The following is a 19,880-nucleotide window of genomic DNA, read 5'->3' as shown; positions in this document are numbered from 1 at the left end:
AGACAATGAGCGAGATTAAGCGCGGCACGGTGGAAATGACGACGGCGATGCTGATTTCAGGCACGATCGGCTGGTTCGTGCTGATGTCCGGGCAGCCCGTGACCGGCGTCGTCTTCTGGCGCTGCTTCTTCGGCGCGCTGACGCTGCTCGTTATCTGCGCTGCCATGGGCCTGCTCCGCCCCGGCATCCTCAATCTCAAGACATTTTCCATCGCCGTCGGTGGCGGGATCGCCATTGTTCTCAACTGGCTGCTGCTTTTCGCGGCCTATTCCCACGCTTCTATTTCTATCGCTACGACGGTCTACAATACGCAGCCTTTCATGCTGCTGGGGCTCGGCGCATTGTTCCTCGGCGAACGGATCACCTTCACCAAGCTCTTCTGGCTGGGTCTCGCCTTTGCCGGCATGGCCGTGATCGTCGAAGGCAAGCCGGCGGAGGCAGCGGGTGGCGGAAGCTATGCGATCGGCATTCTGCTTTCGCTGGGCGCTGCATTCTTCTATGCGCTGGCGGCGATCGCCGCCAAATGGTTGAAGGGCACGCCGCCGCACCTGATCGCACTCATCCAGGTTTCGACCGGCATCCTGATGCTGGCGCCCTTCACCAATTTCTCGGCCGCACCTCAGGATGTCGGCGGCTGGTTGATCCTCGTCACCATGGGCGTCGTCCATACCGGATTGATGTATGTGCTGCTCTATGGCGCTATCCAGAAGCTGCCGACGCACCTGACCGGGGCGCTCTCCTTCATCTATCCGATCGCCGCTATCGTGGTCGACCGTTTCGCCTTCGGCCATGTGCTCGGCGCAGCCCAGATCATCGGCGCGATCACCATCCTCGCGGCCGCGGCCGGCATGAATCTGGGATGGACGATTCCCCTGCCCTGGAATAGAAATCACCATCTTTCCAAAGGCGCCGCCGAATGATCACCTGCTATCTTCGTTACGTCATCGACCCTTACAAGCTTGCCCAGTTCGAGCATTACGCCAAGCTCTGGATCCCCCTGGTCAACCGCATGGGCGGCACGCATCACGGCTATTTCATGCCGCATGAAGGCGCCAGCAACATCGCCTTGGCGCTCTTCAGCTTCCCGAGCCTTGCCGCCTATGAGGACTATCGGCTGAAAATACCTGAAGATGCGGAATGCCTGGCCGCCCTTGCCTATGGCGAGGAAACGCGCTGCATCATCAGCTATGAGCGCAGCTTCATGCGGCCGGTATTCTGAGACTATTTAGCCGGATTCGGACAAGCATCGGAGCGACCATCGAGACCTTCGGCCACCTTCTCGAAGGTCGCGCCTGATCCGGTCTTGCCGCCGCCGATGCGCAGCACATAGAGGCTGTCGAAATCCTTGCCATGCCATTTCGGCACCGCTTTTTCATCGCCACCATTCTCGCTCATCAGCTGGCGGGCGAGATCGACGATCTGCTTGTGCTCCCAGGCGATGAAAATCAGCTTTCCGGCATACACAGGCTTCTTCAGCTCGGCTTTCAGATCGTCGATATCCTCATAGCCGAAGCTGGTATCAACAGGCATTCCACGGGCGATTGCCGTCGGCTCTATGGTCGCAAGCGGCCGGATATAATCGTAGGAAATTCCGGAATCTTCCTTTCGCTTCGACGGATCCGGCGCAAAGATCGCTGCCGGCCTGCCGAAGAGTTTTGTCAGCACCGCTGGCAAAGCCAGCGCCCGGTTGAGACCCTGGCAGCTCAATTGGCCAAGACCAGCTTCCGGCTTTTCGCCATGGCGCATGAAGACGATCGTCTGTGTTCCGGTCTCCGCGGCAGAAGCAGCGTTCCAGAACGATGCGAGCACCAGAAGGCTGGCAGCGAGCGGCGGCGAAACGCTCCGCATCAACGCTGCGCCTCGAAAGCCATGCGCACTGCGAGCCCGGCAAGCACCGTGCCCATCAGCCAGCGCTGCACCAGCGCGAAGGATGGGCGCTGAGTGAGAAACATCGCGATCCAGCCGGCACTCAGCGCAAAGATGGCATTGAATGTCACGCTGATAATGATCTGCGCAAAGCCGAGCACAATGGATTGAGTGAAGACGCTGCCGGCGGTGGGATCGATGAACTGCGGCAGCAGCGACAAATAGAGGATCGCGACCTTCGGGTTCAGCAGGCTCGTCACCAGCCCCATCGTAAAAAGCCGGCGCGTACTATCTTTGGGAAGCTCGCGCACTTGAAAGACCGAGCGACCGTCGGGCTTCAGCGCATTCCAGGCGAGCCATCCAAGGTAAGCAGCACCCGCCAGCCGCAGTGCATCATAGGCGAAGGGAACCGCGAAAACGAAGGCGGTGATGCCGAGCGCGGCCGAGAACATGTAGAAGAGGAAGCCGCAGGCGACACCGCCGAGCGAGATCAGCCCGGCCGCCGGCCCCTGCGAGATCGAACGCGACACCAGATAGATCATGTTCGGCCCGGGTGTCAGCACCATGCCGAGAGCGATCAGGGCAAAGGTGATCATGCTGGTCAGATGCGGCATGGGGCCTCCGGCGGGAAAGGACTTCAGAAAGAGATTTCGGTGGATGCGACCAGCTTGATTTCATGCGGCCCGGCATCGAAGCCGTCAAGCAGCATATTGTGGTGGGTGACAATCTCTTCGAAGCTCAGTTTGCCCATATCCGCCGTGGTGTGACCGTCCGATATCAGCGAGACATCGAAACCGAGCGAAACGGCGCGCCGCACGGTCGTATCCACGCAGAACTGGGTCATGCAGCCGCCGACGATGAGATGAGTGATGCCACGACCCTTGAGCCGCGCCTCCAGATCCGTCTCGAAGAAGGAATCGCAGCTCGTCTTATGCACCACGACATCACCCGCTTCCGGCGCGATCTCCCGGCGCAGCTGCCAGCCTTCGCTGCGCTTGGCCAAGCGATGGGTCGGGCCGCCGTCATGCTGAACGATAAAGGTGGGAATACCGGCGGCGCGGGCGCTGTGTTTCAACGCTGCGAGCTTGGCGATCACCGTCTCCAGCGCGGCATCGATATCAGGCTGGCGAACGGGCGTGCCGAGGCCGGTCAGGATGGAATTCTGAAGATCGATCAGGAGCAATGCGGAAGACATGATATCCTTGGGCAAAGCGGTTTCGACGCGCCGTTAATGCCTTCGTAATATGTTCGCAGCATCGGCGCAATCGCTTGAAAACGCAAAGGTGGTGCGATACAGCGGGTACCATCTGAGGAGGAAATGGCCATGACGCTCGCATCCCTGCTCGCCTATTGCGGCGCGCTCTTCGTCGCGGCGGCCATTCCCGGCCCAGGCATCACGGCAATCGTGGCGCGCGCCCTCGGCTCCGATTTTCGGGAGACCTTCTTCATGGGCTTGGGCCTCGTGCTCGGCGATACGATCTATCTGACGGCGGTCGTCCTCGGGCTTGCGTTTGTCGCGCAGACTTTCACCGAGATCTTCATCGTCATCAAGATCGCCGGTGCGCTTTATCTCGGCTATATCGCCTGGAAGCTCTGGACAGCGGGCCTGCTTGCTGCCGACATCGCCGCGAAGAAATCGAACAGCGCCGGCATGTCCTTCCTGTCCGGCCTGCTTGTCACGCTCGGCAACCCCAAGACCATGCTTTTCTACGTCGCGCTGGTGCCTACCCTGATCGATATCGGCAGCATCGGGCTGCGCGAATATGTAACGCTAGTGGCGGCGACCTTCGTCGTCCTGCTGATCGTTCTGGTGCCTTATATGCTACTGGCGTCGCGGGCGCGGACCTTCCTCAAGAAGCCGAGGGCGCTGCAGCTCCTGAATCGGGTCGCCGCCAGCATCCTCGCCACGACCGCTGCCTTCATCGCTATGCGCACCGCCTGAAAAAAACATCCTTAAAGAAGGCCCTTGAGAGATTCTTTTCTCACGCGCTTCACGCGAGGAACGGGTGCGCACTCTGGTTTCCGCGCGCGTTTGATCCTATTGTCATTGCATAATCCAATCTAGGGAGAGCTACCCATGTCCGACACCCGCAAACCCGGCCGCGGCCGCGTCTATGCCTCGATCACCGAGACTATCGGCGATACGCCGATCGTGCGCCTCGACAAGCTGGCGAAGGAGAAGGGCGTCAAGGCCAACCTCCTGGCAAAGCTCGAGTTCTTCAATCCGATCGCCTCCGTGAAGGACCGTATCGGCGTCGCCATGATTGAAAGCCTGGAAGCCCAGGGCAAGATCGCTCCCGGCCGGTCCGTGCTGATCGAGCCGACCTCGGGCAACACGGGCATTGCGCTCGCCTTTGCCGCCGCCGCCAAGGGCTACAGGCTGATCCTCACCATGCCGGAAACCATGTCGATCGAGCGCCGCAAGATGCTGGCACTGCTCGGCGCCGAGCTGGTGCTGACCGAGGGAGCGAAGGGCATGAAGGGCGCGATCGCCAAGGCCGAAGAGCTGGCCGCGTCACTGCCGGATGCGATTATTCCGCAGCAGTTCGAAAATCCGGCCAATCCGGAAATCCATCGCAAGACGACGGCCGAAGAAATCTGGAACGATACCGAAGGCAAGGTCGATATCTTCGTATCCGGCATCGGCACCGGCGGCACGATCACCGGTGTCGGCCAGGTGCTGAAGGCACGCAAGCCCGACATCAAGGTCATCGCCGTGGAGCCGGCGGATTCGCCTGTTCTGTCCGGCGGCAATCCCGGACCCCACAAGATTCAGGGCATCGGCGCCGGCTTCGCACCAAAAGTTCTCGATACGCATGTCTATGACGAGGTGGTGACCGTCAGCAATGACGAGGCGTTCCAGCAAGCCCGGCTCGTCGCCAAGCTCGAAGGCGTGCCGGTCGGCATCTCCTCCGGCGCAGCACTCACGGCGGCCATCAAGATCGGCCAGCGTCCCGAAAACGAAGGCAAGACCATCGTCGTTGTCATACCGTCCTTCGCCGAGCGCTACCTTTCGACGGCGCTGTTCGAAGGGCTGGGCGGCTGAACTAACGACAGCAACTGATTGGGAAAGGGGTGCTGCGGCGCCCCTTTTTCATTTTGAGCAGGCGGATGTGACCGGGCGACACCTGAGCATCGAATTTTCAAGCATGCGCCATCAACCGCTCTCCGGCGATGCGATAGGAGATGGCCTCGGCGAGATGGATGCGTCCGACGGTCGGCTTGTCATCAAGATCGGCAAGCGTTCGTGCGACCTTGAGAATGCGATGATAGCCGCGGGCCGAGAATTTCATCTTCTCGGCCGCATCGCGCAGCAATTGCAGGCCGGCGGCATCCGGCTCGGCGATGGTTTCGATCATCGCCGTCGAGCAGCGGGCATTGGTGCTGACATCCTTCATGCCGGCTCGTTCGAAGCGTTCCCGCTGCCGCTCGCGGGCGCGTGCAACGCGGAGTGCGACGTCGGCGCTGCTTTCCGAGGCTGTCGGCCGGATGAGGTCGGCGGCGGAGACCGCCGGCACGTCGATGCGGATATCGATACGATCGAGCAACGGACCGGAAATGCGGCCCTGATAATCCGAAGCGCAACGCGGGCCACGGGCGCAAGTGTGCCCCGGCTCGCCGGCCATGCCGCAGCGGCAGGGGTTCATCGCCGCGACAAGCTGGATGCCGGCCGGATAGGAAACCCGATGGTTTGCTCTCGCAATGACGCATTCGCCGGTTTCCAGCGGCTGGCGCAACGCATCGAGTGCCTGCGGCGAAAACTCCAGCAGCTCATCGAGGAAAAGAATGCCGTGATGGGCGAGAGAGACTTCCCCCGGCCGGGCGCGCAGACCGCCGCCGACAAGAGCTGCCATCGTGGCGGAGTGATGCGGCGCGCGATAGGGGCGTCGATCGGAGAGTTTGCCGCCGGAAAGCTGGCCGGCGATCGAATGGATCATCGCTACCTCCAGCAACTCGTTCGTCGACAAGGGCGGCAGGATCGACGGCAAGCGCGAGGCGAGCATGGATTTGCCAGAGCCGGGCGGCCCGACGAAAAGCAGATTATGGCCACCGGCGGCCGCTACTTCCAGGGCGCGCTTGGCGCTTTCCTGGCCCTTGATATCGGCAAGATCGGGCAGGTTGGTTGCACTGGCACGGACTGACGGTTCCGGCCGCGACAGGACCTGCGTGCCGCGAAAGTGGTTGGCGAGCGCGATCAGGCTTCGCGGCGCCAGAATATCGATCTCCTTGCCGGCCCAGGCAGCTTCCGGTCCACTTTCGGCCGGGCAGATCAGCCCCTTGCCCATGGCATTGGCGGCGATTGCCGCCGGAAGCGCGCCGGCAACCGGCGCGATCGTGCCGTCGAGATTGAGTTCACCGATAACGGTGTAGGACGAAAGAGCATCGGCTGGGATCGCACCGAGCGCCGCCATCAGACCGAGCGCGATCGCAAGATCGAAGTGGCTCCCCTCCTTGGGCAGGTCCGCCGGCGCGAGATTGACCGTCACCTTCTTTGGCGGCAGGGCAAGGCCGGAGGCGTGCAGCGCCGCCTGGACCCGTTCCCGGCTTTCGGCCACAGCCTTGTCGGGCAGGCCGACGATGTGCATCAGCACTTTGCCCGGCGCGATCATCACTTGCACTTCGACGGGTACGCCCTCATTGCCCTGAAACGCCACCGTACTGACGCGCGCTACCATCTCTTGTCCCTTATCCCCAGACTCGCAGGCCGCTAGCCACCCAGATCAGCAAACCTCGGGTTGCAATCTGGCACAAGACAAAGAATGAAACAAGAACAATAAACGAACAAAAATTTCACCCCATATATCGAAATCAACGACATGCAGGAGGTGAATAGATCGTTCAGCTGAAAGCGTGGCCGTAATTGCCGATCAGGCTCGCTTGGCCTCGATCGCGTCCCAGAGCAGGCTGGCAATATCGGCGCCGCCGAAGCGCTTGACTTCGCGGATGCCGGTCGGCGACGTCACGTTGATCTCGGTCATATAGTCGCCGATGACGTCGATGCCGACGAGCAGGAAGCCGCGCTCCTTCAGAGCCGGTCCGATGCGCTTGCAGATTTCCTGTTCGCGTGCCGTCAGCTCGGTCGCTTCGGCACGGCCGCCGACATGCATGTTGGAGCGGGCATCATGCTCGGCTGGCACGCGATTGATCGCGCCGACGGCCTCGCCATCGACGAGGATGATGCGCTTGTCGCCCTTGCGCACGTCGGGCAGATATTGCTGGGCGATGAAGGGTTCGCGAAAGAGCTGGCCGAACATTTCGAGGAGAGACGAGAGATTGCGATCGTCGCGCGTCGAGTGGAAGACGCCGGCGCCGCCGTTGCCGTAGAGCGGCTTCAGGATGATATCGCCCATCTCATCGCGGAAGCGACGGATTTCAGCCGGATCGCGGGTGATCAACGTCTTCGGCATGAGATCGGCGAACTCAGTGACGAAGATCTTTTCCGGCGAGTTGCGCACCCAGGCCGGATCGTTGACCACGAGCGTCTTCGGATGGATGCGCTCGAGCAGATGCGTCGAGGTGATATAGGCCATATCGAAGGGCGGGTCCTGGCGCAGCAGCACCACATCCATCGTCGAGAGATCGACGCGTTCGGGTTCGCCGAGCTCGAAGTGATCACCCTTGACGTCGCGCAGGATCATCGGCTCGACGGAAGCATAGATCTTGCCGTCGCGCATGCTCAGCCGCTCGGGCGTATAGTGGAAGAGCTTATAGCCGCGATTCTGCGCCTCGAGACTCATGGCGAAGGTGGAATCACCCGCAATGTTGATGCTTTTCACATGGTCCATCTGGACCGCAACATTCTTGATACCAGCCATAGTCAGCCCTCGCTCGAATTTGCGGACAGATGTAGGTCGGCCCGCATCCAAACGCAACGGCTATTCAAGGACTTCCGTCAAGTGGCCTCGCTTAGGCGGCGAGGCCCTGCGTGTTGCCCTGCCGGACGAGGTTGCGCAGACGGTACGCCATGGTCAGAGGCTTAGGGAACGGCTTGCGCAGAAAGGCAACCTTGCGCAGATAGCGATCGATGCGCCATGTCGCCCAGGTGCCGCCGGCAAAATAAGCGACGTCGCCGGCGCTGAGCGTCCGCTCTATGCCGTCTTCCGTGGTGATATGCACCTCACCCTCAAGGATCATCACCGTTTCGTCCCAGCCGAAATACCAGCGGAACTCGCCTGCCGTGCAATCCCACAGCGCCGTCATTGCGGCATCGTCCTGCCCGCGCGAGTGTTCGGCGATGCGGGCGACCGGATTGCCCGACAAAACCCAGGAAGGCTCGATAGGCGACGGATTCATTTCCATTTCGTTGCTGGCGCCTGCCACGAAGCTCTTCGACTGCGGCATAGCGAGGACAATCGGCGCGGCACGGGTGGCAAAGGCCGCCATGCTCGCCAACATCAGTTTCAAGACCATGCAATCCCCCAAAATTCCATGTGCGTCTGTGATCTCATCGCATGGAACGGGTAAGGGCAAAGTTCATGAAACTGAGTGCATTTTAATGATTGCAGCGATCAGGCGGAAAAACCTTCGATTGTGCAGACGACCATATCGTGGTCGGAGAGTGGCTTGCCCTCGTCATTGAGGGAGGAAACAAGGTGGCTTTCGCCGATCTTCAAGCCGCGGGTGATGAACCAGTCGAGCTTCATGGTGCGATCGGGAAAGCGCGTGATTAGGCTCGGGCGCGTGCTCGTCTGATCGAGCGGTCCGCCATGGCACTCGAAGCCGCGGCCCTCGGCCATCGCGAACAGCGTATCGGTCGAATAATCGCCGCCGGTGTGGTTGCCGGTGTTGAGATCGCCGCCGATCAGGATCGGCAGGCCGGGTGCGAAGGCTTCGACCTCATCGATCAGTGCCGCCATCTGCCGCTCGCGATAGGCAGCGGTCGCAACACTTTCGAGGTGAACCGAAACAGCGACCATCGGACCCGCCTCGGTCTCGACGATGGCGCCGACGGCGCAACGGTCGCCGATGCGCGGCTGCTCGTTACTGTCATTGAACCAGACGGCCTCGCCGGGCAGGCGGATCATGAAGGCATCCTTCAGGGCGACGGAGGCCATCAGAGCGTTACCATGAAAGCCCTTCTCATTGAAATCGTCCTTGCAGAAGGAGCGTTCGATCTCCGAACCGAGGCTCAACTCCAGAAACTCGACGCCATAAGCATGGTTCATGCCGAGTTCGCCGGCGATGATCGCCGTCGGATCGCGCTGTTCGGTGCGGGCCATGCCCAGATCCATTTCCGACAGCAGGATCAGCGGCGCGCCGGTCTCCCGCAGCTTGGCCGCGCTTTCCTCGGGAAAGAGGCAGCGCTCGAGATTCCAGGCAGCGACGGTAAACGGAAAGGAAAGAGCCTGGACCTTGGCATCCGCCCCGCCGATGCGCACCGTATTCAGACAGACGAGCGATGCGAGCTTCTCGGCGTGAACGACTGCGGTCTTTTCGAGTGAAATAAAGCTCTTGCGCTCTTCCTGCGAGGGAACGGTGAATGCGGAAACGGTGTTACGGATCATAGTGAAGCCTGTCAAAATAGCATTGTGAGCGCGGCGGAAGTCGCGAACGCTTCATCGGTCCGGCAATAGGCTGATTTTATGACGGTCCTGTAACGCCGTGTTCAAAACGCATCCGGAAAATGCCGGGGCCAGCGGCCGGGCAGCATGGCGATGATGTCGTAGCGTTGCGACAGGCGGGCAAAATCCGGCTGGCGGGCAAGCCAGAGATCGCTTGCGGCACGGATGCGGTTTTGCGAGGAGAAGGAAACGGCGTCGATCGCCTCCTGTGCCCCACGCCTCGATTTGACCTCGACGAAGACTGCGAGATCGCCCTTGCGGGCGACGATATCGATTTCGCCGAGCTTGGTGCGGTGACGGATGGCCAGGATGCGATAGCCCTTGAGCATCAGGAAGGCTGCGGCGAGATATTCGGCCACATGGCCACGACGCCAGGCCTTTTGCCGTTTGAGCTTTTCGCCACCCTGAAACCCCGGCTCAGCCATGGCGCTCCTTCATGTCGAGCAAGCGCTGATAAAGCTCCTTGCGCGGCAGGCCGGTGAGGCGCGCAGCCTCGGTCGCGGCCTTGGCTGTCGGCATCGTCCCTGAGAGATCGGCGAGGATGGCATCGACATCGGCCTGCGCCGCAACGCTTTCCGCCGGCGGGCCGACGAGCCAGACGATCTCGCCCTTCACATTGTCAACGGCATGATAGAACGACGCGAGTTCGGACAGTGTGCCGCGTCGGAATTCCTCGAAGGTCTTCGTCAGCTCGCGGCATACGGCGCCCGCGCGCTCACCGCCAAGCACATCGGCAGCAGCGGCAAGGGTCGCGGCAATGCGATGCGGCGATTCGAAGAAGATGAGGGTCGCCGGCACGGCTGCCAATTCGGCCAGACGGTCGCGGCGACCCTTGTCCTTGGCGGGCAGGAAACCGGCGAAGAAGAAGGCATCGTTCGGCAGGCCGGAGCCGACGAGAGCCGCCAGAGGGGCCGAAGCGCCGGGAATGGGAACGACCTTATAGCCCGCTTCGATCGCCTGCACCGCAAGCCGGTAGCCGGGATCGGAAACGAGCGGCGTGCCGGCATCGGAGACAAGCGCAACAGACCGACCGGCCTCCAAAGCCTGCAGCAGCCGGGGACCGGCCTCGTCGGCATTGTGCTCGTGATAGGCGTAGGGCTTGTTCTGGATGCCATAGCGATCGAGCAGGACGCGCGTCACGCGCGTATCCTCGCAAGCCAGCACGTCGGCACCAGCCAGCGTCTCCAGCGCCCGTAGCGTGATGTCGCCGAGATTGCCAATTGGCGTCGCGACGAGATAGAGCGCCGGTTCGAGAGGACGGGCTGGGATCTGATTGTTATGCAGGCGGAAACTGCGCGCTCCGCTGCTTAATTGCTCTTCGTTCATGCCGGTCCTGAATTCATTTGCTATAAGCAGCCTTTATGGGCGAGGCGCGCACGGACGGCAAGAGCGGCGCAATTCCTGTGGAGCATTGCCGCCGAAATGGCGAATTGGCGCTTGGCAATTGATCCATGCCTCTTGCATTCGGATGGAGAAGTCTGCCAAGTTGCCTGTCCAATCTTTCGGGCCTTGTCCGAAAACATGTCGCTCGGGCGCCTCGGGCCGCCCGGCTAGTCACGGTCGAAAGCGGTAGCATCCATGCGTATTACAATTGAGCGGTCGAACCTCCTAAAGTCGCTGAACCACGTGCATCGCGTGGTCGAGCGTCGCAACACGATCCCGATCCTGTCCAACGTGCTGCTTAAGGCCGACGGCACGAACCTCGACATGAAGGCGACCGACCTCGATCTCGAAATCACCGAGGCAACGCCCGCCAATGTCGAACAGGCCGGCGCCACCACAGTTCCCGCGCATCTGCTTTACGACATCGTGCGCAAGCTTCCGGACGGTTCGGAAGTGCTTCTCGCCACCAACACCGATGGCAGCTCGATGACGGTTGCTTCCGGCCGCTCGAAATTCTCGCTGCAATGCCTGCCGGAATCCGATTTCCCGGATCTGACTGCCGGCAGCTTCAGCCATTCCTTTAAGCTGAAGGCCTCCGATCTGAAGATGCTGATCGACCGGACGCAGTTTGCGATCTCCACGGAGGAGACGCGTTACTACCTCAACGGCATCTTCTTCCATACGATCGAAAGCGGCGGCGACCTGAAGCTCCGTGCCGTTGCGACGGACGGCCATCGCCTGGCACGCGCCGATGTCAGCGCTCCCTCTGGCTCCGAAGGCATGCCTGGGATCATCATCCCGCGCAAAACGGTGGGTGAACTGCAGAAGCTCGTGGACACGCCGGACGCGATCGTGACCGTCGAAGTCTCCGACGCCAAGATCCGCCTGACCATCGGCTCCATCGTCATGACCTCGAAGCTGATCGACGGCACCTTCCCGGACTATCAGCGCGTCATTCCGGCCAACAATGACAAGGAAATGCGGGTCGATTGCGAGACCTTCGCCCAGGCCGTCGATCGCGTGTCGACCATTTCTTCGGAGCGTGGCCGGGCCGTTAAGCTAGCCCTGTCTGACGGCCAGCTGCTGCTGACTGTCAACAATCCGGATTCGGGCAGCGCGACCGAGGAAGTCGCCGTCGGTTACGAGATGGACCCGATGGAAATCGGCTTCAACGCCAAGTACCTGCTCGACATTACCGCGCAGCTTTCCGGCGATGCAGCCATATTCCTGCTGGCCGACGCCGGCTCGCCGACGCTCATCCGCGACACGGCCGGCGACGACGCGCTTTATGTGCTGATGCCGATGCGGGTGTAGCGAAACTAAAGCGCCCTTCATGCGTTTAACCAACGCCAGGGCGCTTTTATTTGGTCCTTTATCGATTGCGACATTTTCTCTTGTTATTGCGTCATTCCGTTGCAAGATCCTAGAGAAGCAATATGTAAGTCACGACGATAACATCATGGGGGGAGAGCATGGCGCTGCGTCTCAAAGAACGGCTTGGCAAGAAATTCGACGAGGAGATTCGTTTCTTCAAGGGCATGATGCAGGGCCCCAAGACCGTCGGCTCGATCGTTCCGACGTCGTCGATCACGGCCCGCAAGATGGCTGGTGTCATCAACCCGCAATCCGGCCTGCCCGTGCTGGAGCTTGGGCCGGGAACCGGGGCGATCACCAAGGCCATCCTCGGACGAGGTGTAGAGCCGCAAAAACTCGTCGCCATCGAGTATTCCACCGATTTCTACAATCATCTCGTCCGCCGTTACCCAGGCGTCAACTTCATCAATGGCGATGCCTTCGATCTCGATAAGACGCTGGGAGTGCTGCGCGGCCAGACCTTCGATTCCGTCGTCTCGGGCATTCCTCTCCTCAATTTCCCGATGAAAGCGCGCGTTGCGCTTCTCGAAGACCTGCTGAATCGCATCCCGCCCGGCCGCCCAGTGGTGCAGATCTCCTACGGCCCGGTGTCGCCGATCATTGCCAAGCCGGACCGATACCATATCCGCCATTACGACTTCATCGTCCGCAATATTCCACCGGCGCAGCTATGGGTCTATAGCCGCGGCTGAGACAATCGCTGAGAAATCCATGTACGCTCTTTATATTACGCATCCGCAGGTGCGCATTGATCCCACCGTGCCCGTGCCGCAATGGGGCTTGTCCGACACTGGCGCCGAGCGGGCGCGACTGGCGGCGAGCCGGCCTTGGGCAAGCAGGCTGGGACTGATCGTCTCCAGCGGCGAACGTAAGGCGATCGAAACGGCCCAGGCTCTGGCAGCGGCAAGCGGTGCGCCGATCGACATCATCGAGGCCATGCATGAAAACGACCGCAGCGCCACGGGCTTTCTGGCGCCGCCGGAGTTCGAAAAAGCAGCGGACTGGTTCTTCGCCAACCCACATGAAAGCTTTAAGGGCTGGGAGCGCGCCATCGATGCGCAGGCGAGGATCGTCTCCAATGTCGAGGCCGTTCTTGCGCGGCACGATCAGACCGTGCCGATCGCTTTCGTCGGCCATGGTGGCGTTGGCACCCTGCTGAAATGTCATCTGCAAGGAAAGCCGATTGCGCGGCAGGGCGATCAGCCGCCAGGGGGCGGCAATCTTTTCTGTTTCGATCTTGCGCAGCGTGCCGTCTCATGCGACTGGACACCCATGGAAGACTGGATGGGATGGGCTTGATATGACCGCACGCGACCGCTTGATCGTTGGACTGGATGTTCCAAACCTTCAGGAGGCCGAGAAAGTGGTCGGTGCCCTCGGCGACGATATCCTCTATTACAAGATCGGCTATCAGCTCGCCTTTGCCGGCGGCCTGGAATTCGCCCGCGATCTCGCCGCCAGCGGCAAGAAGATCTTCCTCGACATGAAACTGCTCGACATCGACAATACGGTGGCCTCCGGCGTGGAGAACATCGTCAAGATGGGCATGTCAATGCTGACGCTGCACGCCTACCCGAAAGCCATGAAGGCGGCAGTCGAGGCGGCCAAGGGCTCCGACCTCTGCCTGCTCGGCGTCACCGTGCTGACCTCGATGGACGAAGGCGATCTCATCGCCGCCGGTTACGAATATGACCCGCATACGCTGGTGCTGCGCCGGGCCGAACAGGCGCATCTCGCCGGCATGGGCGGCATTGTCTGCTCGGCCGAAGAGTCCGCCGCCGTCCGCAAGATCATCGGGCCGGATATGGCGCTGGTGACACCCGGCATTCGTCCGGCTGGCAGTGACAAGGGCGACCAGAAGCGCGTGATGACGCCTGCGGCTGCCATCAAGGCCGGCTCGAGCCATCTCGTCGTCGCACGGCCAATCGTCAAGGCCGCCGATCCGAAGGAGGCCGCTCGCGCCATCCTCGCCGAAATGGACGCCGCGCTCTAAACCACGACAACAATCAGGGAGGAAAACATGCCAAAGGGATATTGGATCGCGCGCGTGGATGTCCGCGACCCCGAGCGCTACAAGGATTATGTCGCCGCCGCGAAGCCCGCCTTCGAGAAATACGGCGCGAATTTCCTTGCCCGGGGCGGTGCGTTCACGCCGCTTGAGGGGCAAGCGCGCGGCCGCAACGTCGTCATCGAGTTTCCGTCGCTGCAGCATGCCGTCGATTGCTACAACTCGCCGGAATACCAGATCGCAGCCAAAATCCGCCAGCAGGTGGCAGACGCCGAAATGGTTGTCGTTGAAGGGGTTTAAACCGCTTGAAAAGCCGACGCTGCAATGCAGCGCGATAGCACTTCACCTCGGCGCACGGATCGGCTAAGACGAAACCAGATAAGCCCAATCAAAGCCTTTCGAGGAGCCTGCCATGACCCTGTCCAACCTCCCGCCGCTCGTTACCGTGTTCGGAGGATCAGGTTTCATCGGGCGGCACGTCGTGCGTGCGCTTGCCAAGCGCGGCTATCGCATCCGTGTCGCCGTTCGCCGCCCCGATCTTGCCGGCTTCCTGCAGCCGCTCGGCAATCTCGGCCAGATTTCGATCGTCCAGGCCAATGTGCGCTACCGTAATTCCATCGACCGCGCGGTCGAAGGCGCTCAGCATGTCGTCAACTGCGTCGGCATTTTGGCGCCGAGCGGCCGCAACACGTTCGAAGCTGTGCAGGAATTCGGCGCCAAGGCCATTGCGGAAGCCGCCCGCAATGCCGGCGCTTCGCTGACGCATATTTCCTCCCTCAGTGCCGATGCCAATTCGCTTTCGGCCTATGCCCGAACCAAGGCTCGCGCCGAAACCGCTATCCAGTCGATCAAGCCGGATACAATCATCCTGCGTCCTTCGATCGTGTTCGGACCGGAAGACGATTTCTTCAACAAGTTTGCCGACATGTCGCGCACGGCACCCTTCCTGCCGCTGATCGGCGGCGGCAAGACAAAGTTCCAGCCGGTCTACGTCCAGGACATTGCGGAAACCGTCGCCCGTAGCGTCGACGGCAAGCTGAAGGCCGGTACGACTTATGAGCTCGGCGGCCCGGAAGTGCTATCCTTCCGCGAATGTCTCGAGACGACGCTTGCCGTCATCAATCGGAAGAAGGCATTCGTCTCCATTCCTTTCGGCCTGGCTTCGCTCATCGGCTCTGTCGCGTCGCTCGTGCCGCTCATCAAGCCGCCAATCACCGCCGATCAGGTAACGCTGCTGAAGAGCGACAACGTCGTTTCCAAGCAGGCGGAAGCGGAAGGACGCACCCTGAAGGGTATCGGCCTGCTGCCGACGCTGCTCGTTTCCGTGCTGCCTTCCTATCTGGTGCGCTACCGCCCGCAGGGCCAGTTCACCGGCTCTGGCAAAGCCGCCTAACGATTCGGCTGTTCCATGAAATTCATGCGCCGCCCGGCTTTGCTAGGCGGCGTTTTTTATTGCTCCTCAACGGCAGAAACCTGCTTCAGAAAGCTGGCGGGCGCCGCCATTCACAGCTCAGCGTTGCTTAAAAGACGCAGTGCGGAAATAGTAGCATTAACGTCAAATTTAATATGAACATTTATTGCTATTGCTCATTCCACTGACTAACACAGCCGCGCGTCTCAGGCTTGGACAATGAACCGGTTCGCGGCGCGCTTCACACTTCTGCGGAAAGGCATTCTTCGATGGGCAAGTCTATCGCGCTTCTGTTTGCGTGCGCGGCACTGGTGATTCTCGCAGGCTCCTTCGTGGCTCGCGGCAGCATCGCCTCGATCAAGGGCGAATGTGCGCCGACCTACGGCGTCGATCCCTGCACGACGGGTTCCATCGACGCATCCCCTCGAAACTGATCGTGCATGAGAAAGGCCGGCTTTAACCGGCCTTCACTTTTTCCAGGATATCGGCACCGACGATCGGTCTCAACCGAAATAGAGACCGATGAGGCCGATCGCGCCGACGGCAATGCGCCACCATGCGAAGGGGGCGTAACCACGGCGAGATACGAAGTCGAGCAGCGCGCGCACAACGAGCAGCGCCGAAATAAAGGCCATGACAAAGCCGATGACGATCAGCTGACCATCGGCGAAGCTGAGATCGTGGCGGCTCTTCCACAAATCCAGCGTGAAGGCACCGACCATCGTCGGCATGGCGAGAAAGAAGGAAAACTCAGCGGCCGAACGCTTGTCGGCACCGAGCAGCAGAGCGCCGACGATGGTGGAACCGGAGCGTGACGTTCCCGGGATCATGGCCAGGCACTGGAAGAAGCCGATCTTGACTGCCATCGGCCAGGAAAATTCATAGGCGCTGGTATATTTCGGCTTGAACTCGATCCTGTCGATCACGAGCAGGACGATGCCGCCGAGGATCAGCGAGATACAGATGACCTTCGGCGAATCGAACAGCACGGTCTTGATGAAATCATGCGCCAGTGCGCCGATGACGGCAGCGGGCAGAAAGCCGAATAGGACGGCAAGCACGAAGTGACGAGCCTTGGCACTGACGGGGAGCGCCCTGGCGATCTGGACGAGACGATTGAAATAGACAAGCAGAATGGCGAGAATCGCGCCGAGCTGGATCAAAACTTCAAAAGTACCGGCCGATTTGAAGCCGAGAAAATGTCCAAGCAATATCAGATGGCCTGTCGAGGAGACCGGAATGAACTCCGTAAGCCCCTCCACAAGGCCTAAAACCAACGCGATAATAATTTGTTCAGCCATATCGTGTCCTTTGTCTAACGGCAGGGCGGCCCGATTCGCTTGTGCAAACTAGGCCAAGATCCTATAGCTTCAACCGATGACAAATGACTAGGGCCGCAAAATAGCGACCCCAAAAGACTCCATAGCATCAATCAGAAACACCCGAGTACCAATGCCGACGCTGTATCATCACCCAATGTCATCTTCCTCCCGGTTCGTTCGTCTGATCCTGACGGAATATGGCTATCAGACGGAGCTGATCGAGGAACAAACCTGGGAAAAGCGACGCGATTTCCTGGCGCTGAACCCGGCTGGCACCCTGCCTGTCTATGTGGATGACAGCATGCGGGCGCTCTGTGGCGCCTCGGTCATTTCCGAATATCTCGACGAGACGCATGGCGTTCTAAAGCGCGACCGCCGGCTGCTTGCGGAAGATCCGTTCCAGCGCGCGGAAATCCGCCGGCTGACGGAATGGTTCATGCAGAAGATGGAGCAGGATGTGACGCGGCCCCTGACGCGCGAGCGCGTCTTCAAGCTGCAGATGACCGCCGAACAAGGTGGCGGCGCGCCCGATTCCAAGGTCATGCGCATGGCGCGCGGGAATATCCGCCAGCACATGAAGTATCTCTCCTGGCTCGCAGGTTCGCGGCAGTGGCTGGCCGGCGAGCGGCTGAGCTACGCCGATCTCGCCGCCGCGGCCTCGGTTTCCGTGCTAGACTATCTGGGTGAGATCGACTGGACGGAATCGCCTGTCGCCAAGGAATGGTATCAGCGGCTGAAGTCGCGCCCATCCTTCCGGCCGATCCTGGCGGAGCGCGTGCGCGGTGTCACACCAGTTTCGCACTATGCCGATCTGGATTTCTGACGAGGGCTCGATATGCCCGATGATCGCGAAGCGGTAAAAGCTGACAAGCGTAGAAACACACTGACCGCTTTCCTGCGAGAGGAAGCGCGTGTCCAGGGTTTCGATCTCTGTCGCATCACCAGGCCTGATGCCATTCCCGAAGCGGCCATCCGTCTCGGCCAGTTTCTCGACAAAGGCCATCACGGCACCATGGGCTGGATGGAAGAGACGCGCGATCGGCGGAGCGATCCGCGCGTACTCTGGAGCGAGACGCGGTCCATCGTCGTCTTCGGCCTGAATTATGGTCCCGATGAGGATCCGCGCGGCATTTTGGAAAAGCAGGACAAGGCGGCAATCTCCGTCTATGCCCGAAACCGCGACTATCACGATGTCATAAAAGGACGGCTGAAGGAGATCGCCACCCGCTTCGCGGCGCGCTCGAAGGAAGACGTCAAAGTTTTCGTCGATACGGCGCCTGTCATGGAGAAGCCACTCGGAGAGGCTGCCGGTCTCGGCTGGCAGGGCAAGCACACCAATCTCGTCAGCCGCAGCTTCGGCTCCTGGCTCTTCCTCGGCTCGATGTTCACTACGGCCGATCTCGAACCGGATGAGCCGGAGATCGACCATTGCGGCTCCTGCCGGGCCTGCCTCGACGTCTGCCCAACCGCTGCCTTCCCGGCCCCCTATCAGCTCGATGCGCGTCGCTGCATTTCCTATCTGACCATCGAGCACAAGGGGCCGATCGATCCGGAGCTTCGGCCGTTGATCGGCAACCGCATCTATGGCTGCGACGATTGTCTTGCCGCCTGCCCCTGGAACAAGTTCGCGAGCGCCGCCTCGGAAATGAAATTGGTGGCGCGGGACGATCTCAAGGAGCCGTCGATTGCGTTCCTGCTTGATCTGGACGATGCGGCTTTCCGCACATTCTTCAGCGGCTCGCCTGTCAAGCGCATCGGCCGCGACCGCTTCATCCGCAATGTGCTGATCGCGGCCGGCAATTCGGGTGATCGCTCCCTTATAGAGAGATGTCGCCAACTCGCCGGAGACCCCTCGCCCACCGTGCGCGGCATGGCGGTCTGGGCGCTATCGCGGCTGATGACGGCTGGCGAATTCCGTGCGTTTGCGGCACAAAGACATGACGAGGCGGACGAAGAGGTTCACGCCGAATGGAAACTGGCAGGGGTATCGTGATGCATGTGATGATTTTCGGCTGTGGCTATTCCGGAACGGCCATCGCCAAGGCCTTCGCCGGCTCCGGCATTCGCATCACCGGCACCACCCGTTCCGCCGAAAAGGCCGAACAGCTGACGAAGGAAGGCATCGAGGCTTTCGTCTTCGATGGTGAGACCCTCGACCCGGCTCTTGCCGAGGCGATACAAAGAGCGACGCATCTGGTGCAGTCGATCGCACCGGGCAAATCAGGCGATCCGCTGCTGCGGCTGGCGCAGCTCGATCTCAAGGCATTGATGCCGAAGCTGGAATGGATCTGCTATCTCTCGACGGTCGGCGTCTATGGCGACCACAAAGGCGCCTGGGTCAGCGAGCAGACCCCGCTGCATCCGGTCGCTGATCGCTCGGTCGAGCGGGTAGAAGCGGAAGACGGCTGGCTGCGCGTCGGCATCCGGCTTGGCCTTCCCGTCGCGGTGCTGCGGCTCTCCGGCATTTACGGCCCAGGCCGCAATGCTTTCTGCAATCTGGAAAAGGGAACCGCGCGGCGGCTCATCAAGGCGAACCAGGTGTTCAATCGCATCCGCGTCGAGGATATCGGCACCTGCGCCCGCTTCTTGTCCGATCGCAAGCTCGGCGGCATATATAATGTCACCGACGACGAGCCTGCGCCGCCGCAGGATGTCATTGTCGAAGCTGCCCGCCTGATGGGCGTCGAACCACCACCGGAACAGCCTTTCGAAACGGCTGAGCTGACGCCGATGGCACGCTCCTTCTATGGCGAGAACAAGCGCGTTTCGAACGGGAAACTGCGCGCGCTCGGCTTCCAGTTCCGCTACCCAGAGTATCGTATGTCGCTCGCCGAATTATGGTCCTCTGGAGCGTGGCGGGGCTGAGAAACCGCTTTGAACGCCATGAGAAATCGCACGAAAATTCCTACTTAGCCGGCTGGTCTAGTTCAATTTGCTCCGCATTTATGGTTAAC

The 19,880-nt window shown here is 60.8% G+C and carries 24 protein-coding genes; 14 read left to right on the top strand and 10 right to left on the bottom strand.

The window, feature by feature from the left end:
- The first annotated feature begins 5 nt into the window (after nucleotides 1–5).
- Complete coding sequence (locus tag ACYJRZ_RS06915) at nucleotides 6–920, top strand: DMT family transporter (RefSeq protein WP_459457407.1); 915 nt, start codon at nucleotides 6–8, stop codon at nucleotides 918–920.
- Entirely contained in the window at nucleotides 917–1,219 is a 303-nt protein-coding gene (locus ACYJRZ_RS06910; RefSeq protein WP_459457405.1) for an NIPSNAP family protein, read from the top strand. Before ACYJRZ_RS06915 ends, ACYJRZ_RS06910 begins: the two co-directional genes overlap by 4 nt.
- 2 nt (nucleotides 1,220–1,221) lie before the next feature.
- Here the strand turns inward: ACYJRZ_RS06910 and ACYJRZ_RS06905 are convergent, their stop codons facing one another.
- Genes ACYJRZ_RS06905 through ACYJRZ_RS06895 form a run of 3 tightly spaced genes read right to left on the bottom strand, consistent with a single transcriptional unit; the run spans nucleotide 1,222 to nucleotide 3,061 of the window.
- Entirely contained in the window at nucleotides 1,222–1,848 is a 627-nt protein-coding gene (locus tag ACYJRZ_RS06905; protein ID WP_459457403.1) for a hypothetical protein, read from the bottom strand.
- Nucleotides 1,848–2,480 carry a LysE family translocator gene (locus tag ACYJRZ_RS06900; RefSeq protein ID WP_459457401.1) on the bottom strand — a complete coding sequence of 211 codons (633 nt, stop codon included), beginning with the start codon at nucleotides 2,478–2,480 and terminating at the stop codon, nucleotides 1,848–1,850. Before ACYJRZ_RS06900 ends, ACYJRZ_RS06905 begins: the two co-directional genes overlap by 1 nt.
- A gap of 23 nt (nucleotides 2,481–2,503) precedes the next feature.
- A complete protein-coding gene (locus tag ACYJRZ_RS06895) occupies nucleotides 2,504–3,061 on the bottom strand; it encodes a cysteine hydrolase family protein (RefSeq protein WP_459457399.1) in 558 nt (185 codons plus the stop codon).
- A 129-nt stretch (nucleotides 3,062–3,190) separates the two neighbouring features.
- Between ACYJRZ_RS06895 and ACYJRZ_RS06890 the strand changes: the two genes are divergently transcribed.
- Together ACYJRZ_RS06890 and cysK are read left to right on the top strand one after the other, a co-directional pair.
- On the top strand, nucleotides 3,191–3,808 hold the full coding sequence (locus ACYJRZ_RS06890; RefSeq protein WP_459457397.1) for a LysE family translocator: 618 nt from the start codon (nucleotides 3,191–3,193) through the stop codon (nucleotides 3,806–3,808).
- 135 nt (nucleotides 3,809–3,943) lie between these two features.
- On the top strand, nucleotides 3,944–4,912 hold the full coding sequence (cysK, locus tag ACYJRZ_RS06885) for a cysteine synthase A (RefSeq protein ID WP_459457395.1): 969 nt from the start codon (nucleotides 3,944–3,946) through the stop codon (nucleotides 4,910–4,912).
- A 97-nt stretch (nucleotides 4,913–5,009) separates the two neighbouring features.
- On the opposite strand, the gene ACYJRZ_RS06880 is transcribed toward cysK, so the two are convergent.
- From ACYJRZ_RS06880 to rsmI, 6 genes are all read right to left on the bottom strand, one after another.
- Nucleotides 5,010–6,542: a YifB family Mg chelatase-like AAA ATPase gene (locus tag ACYJRZ_RS06880; protein ID WP_459457393.1), complete on the bottom strand. Its 1,533-nt coding sequence runs from the start codon at nucleotides 6,540–6,542 to the stop codon at nucleotides 5,010–5,012.
- A 192-nt stretch (nucleotides 6,543–6,734) separates the two neighbouring features.
- The gene (gene gshB / locus ACYJRZ_RS06875; protein ID WP_152093812.1) at nucleotides 6,735–7,682 is read right to left on the bottom strand and encodes a glutathione synthase; all 948 of its coding nucleotides are present in this window, start codon (nucleotides 7,680–7,682) and stop codon (nucleotides 6,735–6,737) included.
- Nucleotides 7,683–7,773: 91 nt separating this feature from the next.
- The gene (locus ACYJRZ_RS06870; protein ID WP_459457391.1) at nucleotides 7,774–8,277 is read right to left on the bottom strand and encodes a cupin domain-containing protein; all 504 of its coding nucleotides are present in this window, start codon (nucleotides 8,275–8,277) and stop codon (nucleotides 7,774–7,776) included.
- A 98-nt stretch (nucleotides 8,278–8,375) separates the two neighbouring features.
- Nucleotides 8,376–9,371, bottom strand: a complete 996-nt coding sequence (locus ACYJRZ_RS06865) for an endonuclease (protein WP_459457389.1) — start codon at nucleotides 9,369–9,371, stop codon at nucleotides 8,376–8,378.
- Nucleotides 9,372–9,472: 101 nt separating this feature from the next.
- Nucleotides 9,473–9,853 (bottom strand): YraN family protein, encoded by a 381-nt coding sequence (locus ACYJRZ_RS06860; RefSeq protein WP_459457387.1) that lies wholly within the window; start codon nucleotides 9,851–9,853, stop codon nucleotides 9,473–9,475.
- On the bottom strand, nucleotides 9,846–10,754 hold the full coding sequence (gene rsmI / locus ACYJRZ_RS06855) for a 16S rRNA (cytidine(1402)-2'-O)-methyltransferase (RefSeq protein WP_459457385.1): 909 nt from the start codon (nucleotides 10,752–10,754) through the stop codon (nucleotides 9,846–9,848). Before rsmI ends, ACYJRZ_RS06860 begins: the two co-directional genes overlap by 8 nt.
- 252 nt (nucleotides 10,755–11,006) lie before the next feature.
- On the opposite strand from rsmI, the gene dnaN reads away from it, so the two are divergent.
- The 7 genes from dnaN (at nucleotide 11,007) to ACYJRZ_RS06820 (ending at nucleotide 16,038) form a co-directional block, all read left to right on the top strand.
- The gene (gene dnaN / locus ACYJRZ_RS06850; protein ID WP_095433735.1) at nucleotides 11,007–12,125 is read left to right on the top strand and encodes a DNA polymerase III subunit beta; all 1,119 of its coding nucleotides are present in this window, start codon (nucleotides 11,007–11,009) and stop codon (nucleotides 12,123–12,125) included.
- Nucleotides 12,126–12,283: 158 nt separating this feature from the next.
- Nucleotides 12,284–12,877, top strand: a complete 594-nt coding sequence (gene pmtA, locus ACYJRZ_RS06845; protein ID WP_459457383.1) for a phospholipid N-methyltransferase PmtA — start codon at nucleotides 12,284–12,286, stop codon at nucleotides 12,875–12,877.
- A 19-nt stretch (nucleotides 12,878–12,896) separates the two neighbouring features.
- The gene (locus ACYJRZ_RS06840; RefSeq protein WP_459457381.1) at nucleotides 12,897–13,484 is read left to right on the top strand and encodes a histidine phosphatase family protein; all 588 of its coding nucleotides are present in this window, start codon (nucleotides 12,897–12,899) and stop codon (nucleotides 13,482–13,484) included.
- Nucleotide 13,485: 1 nt separating this feature from the next.
- Nucleotides 13,486–14,178, top strand: a complete 693-nt coding sequence (gene pyrF, locus ACYJRZ_RS06835; protein WP_095433732.1) for an orotidine-5'-phosphate decarboxylase — start codon at nucleotides 13,486–13,488, stop codon at nucleotides 14,176–14,178.
- A gap of 27 nt (nucleotides 14,179–14,205) precedes the next feature.
- Nucleotides 14,206–14,493, top strand: coding sequence for a DUF1330 domain-containing protein (locus ACYJRZ_RS06830; RefSeq protein WP_075856622.1), 288 nt, complete (start codon nucleotides 14,206–14,208; stop codon nucleotides 14,491–14,493).
- 112 nt (nucleotides 14,494–14,605) lie between these two features.
- Nucleotides 14,606–15,586: a complex I NDUFA9 subunit family protein gene (locus ACYJRZ_RS06825; RefSeq protein WP_459457378.1), complete on the top strand. Its 981-nt coding sequence runs from the start codon at nucleotides 14,606–14,608 to the stop codon at nucleotides 15,584–15,586.
- 287 nt (nucleotides 15,587–15,873) lie between these two features.
- Nucleotides 15,874–16,038 carry a hypothetical protein gene (locus ACYJRZ_RS06820; RefSeq protein ID WP_459457376.1) on the top strand — a complete coding sequence of 55 codons (165 nt, stop codon included), beginning with the start codon at nucleotides 15,874–15,876 and terminating at the stop codon, nucleotides 16,036–16,038.
- 69 nt (nucleotides 16,039–16,107) lie between these two features.
- Here ACYJRZ_RS06820 and ACYJRZ_RS06815 read toward each other — a convergent pair whose 3' ends face one another.
- Nucleotides 16,108–16,905, bottom strand: a complete 798-nt coding sequence (locus tag ACYJRZ_RS06815; RefSeq protein ID WP_459457374.1) for an undecaprenyl-diphosphate phosphatase — start codon at nucleotides 16,903–16,905, stop codon at nucleotides 16,108–16,110.
- A 151-nt stretch (nucleotides 16,906–17,056) separates the two neighbouring features.
- Between ACYJRZ_RS06815 and ACYJRZ_RS06810 the strand changes: the two genes are divergently transcribed.
- Genes ACYJRZ_RS06810 through ACYJRZ_RS06800 form a run of 3 tightly spaced genes read left to right on the top strand, consistent with a single transcriptional unit; the run spans nucleotide 17,057 to nucleotide 19,791 of the window.
- On the top strand, nucleotides 17,057–17,749 hold the full coding sequence (locus tag ACYJRZ_RS06810; protein ID WP_015338534.1) for a glutathione S-transferase family protein: 693 nt from the start codon (nucleotides 17,057–17,059) through the stop codon (nucleotides 17,747–17,749).
- A 12-nt stretch (nucleotides 17,750–17,761) separates the two neighbouring features.
- On the top strand, nucleotides 17,762–18,919 hold the full coding sequence (gene queG, locus ACYJRZ_RS06805; RefSeq protein WP_459457370.1) for a tRNA epoxyqueuosine(34) reductase QueG: 1,158 nt from the start codon (nucleotides 17,762–17,764) through the stop codon (nucleotides 18,917–18,919).
- Complete coding sequence (locus ACYJRZ_RS06800; protein WP_459458669.1) at nucleotides 18,919–19,791, top strand: SDR family oxidoreductase; 873 nt, start codon at nucleotides 18,919–18,921, stop codon at nucleotides 19,789–19,791. Before queG ends, ACYJRZ_RS06800 begins: the two co-directional genes overlap by 1 nt.
- Nucleotides 19,792–19,880 lie beyond the last annotated feature (89 nt).

This window comes from Rhizobium sp. No.120 (assembly GCF_054558365.1).
This window is presented reverse-complemented; position numbering and strand designations above follow the sequence as displayed.

Excerpts from the sequence above, each read along its gene's own strand:
- rsmI (WP_459457385.1), bottom strand. The coding sequence starts at position 10,754 with ATGAACGAAGAGCAATTAAGCAGCGGAGCGCGCAGTTTCCGCCTGCAT.
- ACYJRZ_RS06900 (WP_459457401.1), bottom strand. The coding sequence starts at position 2,480 with ATGCCGCATCTGACCAGCATGATCACCTTTGCCCTGATCGCTCTCGGC.
- ACYJRZ_RS06890 (WP_459457397.1), top strand. The coding sequence starts at position 3,191 with ATGACGCTCGCATCCCTGCTCGCCTATTGCGGCGCGCTCTTCGTCGCG.
- pyrF (WP_095433732.1), top strand. The coding sequence starts at position 13,486 with ATGACCGCACGCGACCGCTTGATCGTTGGACTGGATGTTCCAAACCTT.
- ACYJRZ_RS06905 (WP_459457403.1), bottom strand. The coding sequence starts at position 1,848 with ATGCGGAGCGTTTCGCCGCCGCTCGCTGCCAGCCTTCTGGTGCTCGCA.
- ACYJRZ_RS06830 (WP_075856622.1), top strand. The coding sequence starts at position 14,206 with ATGCCAAAGGGATATTGGATCGCGCGCGTGGATGTCCGCGACCCCGAG.
- ACYJRZ_RS06880 (WP_459457393.1), bottom strand. The coding sequence starts at position 6,542 with ATGGTAGCGCGCGTCAGTACGGTGGCGTTTCAGGGCAATGAGGGCGTA.
- ACYJRZ_RS06895 (WP_459457399.1), bottom strand. The coding sequence starts at position 3,061 with ATGTCTTCCGCATTGCTCCTGATCGATCTTCAGAATTCCATCCTGACC.
- ACYJRZ_RS06820 (WP_459457376.1), top strand. The coding sequence starts at position 15,874 with ATGGGCAAGTCTATCGCGCTTCTGTTTGCGTGCGCGGCACTGGTGATT.
- ACYJRZ_RS06860 (WP_459457387.1), bottom strand. The coding sequence starts at position 9,853 with ATGGCTGAGCCGGGGTTTCAGGGTGGCGAAAAGCTCAAACGGCAAAAG.
- ACYJRZ_RS06800 (WP_459458669.1), top strand. The coding sequence starts at position 18,919 with ATGCATGTGATGATTTTCGGCTGTGGCTATTCCGGAACGGCCATCGCC.
- gshB (WP_152093812.1), bottom strand. The coding sequence starts at position 7,682 with ATGGCTGGTATCAAGAATGTTGCGGTCCAGATGGACCATGTGAAAAGC.
- queG (WP_459457370.1), top strand. The coding sequence starts at position 17,762 with ATGCCCGATGATCGCGAAGCGGTAAAAGCTGACAAGCGTAGAAACACA.
- ACYJRZ_RS06815 (WP_459457374.1), bottom strand. The coding sequence starts at position 16,905 with ATGGCTGAACAAATTATTATCGCGTTGGTTTTAGGCCTTGTGGAGGGG.
- ACYJRZ_RS06870 (WP_459457391.1), bottom strand. The coding sequence starts at position 8,277 with ATGGTCTTGAAACTGATGTTGGCGAGCATGGCGGCCTTTGCCACCCGT.
- cysK (WP_459457395.1), top strand. The coding sequence starts at position 3,944 with ATGTCCGACACCCGCAAACCCGGCCGCGGCCGCGTCTATGCCTCGATC.
- ACYJRZ_RS06865 (WP_459457389.1), bottom strand. The coding sequence starts at position 9,371 with ATGATCCGTAACACCGTTTCCGCATTCACCGTTCCCTCGCAGGAAGAG.
- pmtA (WP_459457383.1), top strand. The coding sequence starts at position 12,284 with ATGGCGCTGCGTCTCAAAGAACGGCTTGGCAAGAAATTCGACGAGGAG.
- ACYJRZ_RS06915 (WP_459457407.1), top strand. The coding sequence starts at position 6 with ATGAGCGAGATTAAGCGCGGCACGGTGGAAATGACGACGGCGATGCTG.
- ACYJRZ_RS06910 (WP_459457405.1), top strand. The coding sequence starts at position 917 with ATGATCACCTGCTATCTTCGTTACGTCATCGACCCTTACAAGCTTGCC.
- dnaN (WP_095433735.1), top strand. The coding sequence starts at position 11,007 with ATGCGTATTACAATTGAGCGGTCGAACCTCCTAAAGTCGCTGAACCAC.
- ACYJRZ_RS06840 (WP_459457381.1), top strand. The coding sequence starts at position 12,897 with ATGTACGCTCTTTATATTACGCATCCGCAGGTGCGCATTGATCCCACC.
- ACYJRZ_RS06810 (WP_015338534.1), top strand. The coding sequence starts at position 17,057 with ATGCCGACGCTGTATCATCACCCAATGTCATCTTCCTCCCGGTTCGTT.
- ACYJRZ_RS06825 (WP_459457378.1), top strand. The coding sequence starts at position 14,606 with ATGACCCTGTCCAACCTCCCGCCGCTCGTTACCGTGTTCGGAGGATCA.